The sequence below is a fragment of the Paractinoplanes ovalisporus genome (genome assembly GCF_016834655.1).
GTDB lineage: Bacteria > Actinomycetota > Actinomycetes > Mycobacteriales > Micromonosporaceae > Actinoplanes > Actinoplanes ovalisporus.
The window spans coordinates 1-1,222 of sequence record NZ_JAENHP010000060.1 but is presented as its reverse complement, the minus strand read 5'-3'; the positions used below and the strand labels follow the sequence as shown (position 1 = coordinate 1,222).

Here is a 1,222-nt window from a genome sequence, read left to right as displayed (position 1 = left end):
CCCCGTGAAGTCGGAGTCGCTAGTAATCGCAGATCAGCAACGCTGCGGTGAATACGTTCCCGGGCCTTGTACACACCGCCCGTCACGTCACGAAAGTCGGCAACACCCGAAGCCGGTGGCCTAACCCCTCGGGGAGGGAGCCGTCGAAGGTGGGGCTGGCGATTGGGACGAAGTCGTAACAAGGTAGCCGTACCGGAAGGTGCGGCTGGATCACCTCCTTTCTAAGGAGCAACTAGACCGGGAAACCGGTCCAGTAGCCCGCACCACCCGAACGCGGTGGTGGGGTGCTCATAGGCGGAGACACTGGCTAGTTCGAACCGGCAACGGTTCTTCACGTGAGTACGGCCTGCGGGTGCTTCGGCGCCGGCGGCATGGAAAGCAGGTGGGGAATGCGGCTGGGGAGGGCGCACAAGAGAGCACCCTGTTGGGTATCTGAAAGAACAACCCGAAGCCGGCATGGTCCGGCGCCCGTGATGCGAAAGCCGCGGGGCTCCCCGAGTGGGAGTGGTTGGTCTTCAGCACCAGGCATGACCTGGCATCTCATACCGACCAGCTTGGCTGGGGTTTGGTGGGACGCGTTTCGGGTTGTGGGTTGGTCGTTGGTTGAGAATTGCACAGTGGACGCGAGCATCTTGTTTTCTGTGGTTAAGTTGTCAAGGGCGAACGGTGGATGCCTTGGCACCAGGAGCCGATGAAGGACGTGGGAGGCCGCGATAGGCCTGGGGGAGCTGTCAACCTAGCTGTGATCCCAGGGTGTCCGAATGGGGAAACCTGGCACGAGTCATGTCGTGTCACCCTCAGCTGAATACATAGGCTGGGTGGGGGGAACGCCGGGAAGTGAAACATCTCAGTACCGGTAGGAAGAGAAAACAAAAGTGATTCCGTGAGTAGTGGCGAGCGAAAGCGGATTTAGCCTAAACCTTGTGCGTGTGATACTTGTCAGGGGTTACGCACGGGGGGTTGTGGGAGCTTCAGGATGCATCTGACAGTGTGTCGAGGAGTTACAAAGTCATGGGTTAGTGGAACGGTGTGGGAAAGCCGGCCGTAGAGGGTGAGAGCCCCGTATACGAAAGTCCATGACCTCCTTGGAGTTTTCCCGAGTAGCAGCGGACTCCTAGAATCTGCTGTGAATCTGCCAGGACCACCTGGTAAGGCTGAATACTTCCTGGTGACCGATAGCGGACGAGTACCGTGAGGGAATGGTGAAAAGTACCCCGGGAGG

General features: G+C 59.0%; 2 rRNA genes. Both read left to right on the top strand.

Features of this window, described 5'->3' with window-relative positions:
- Positions 1-221: ribosomal RNA gene (locus JIG36_RS51375) — 16S ribosomal RNA — on the top strand; the annotation flags it as partial.
- A 422-nt stretch (positions 222-643) separates the two neighbouring features.
- Positions 644-1,222, top strand: a 23S ribosomal RNA gene (locus JIG36_RS51370); the annotation flags it as partial.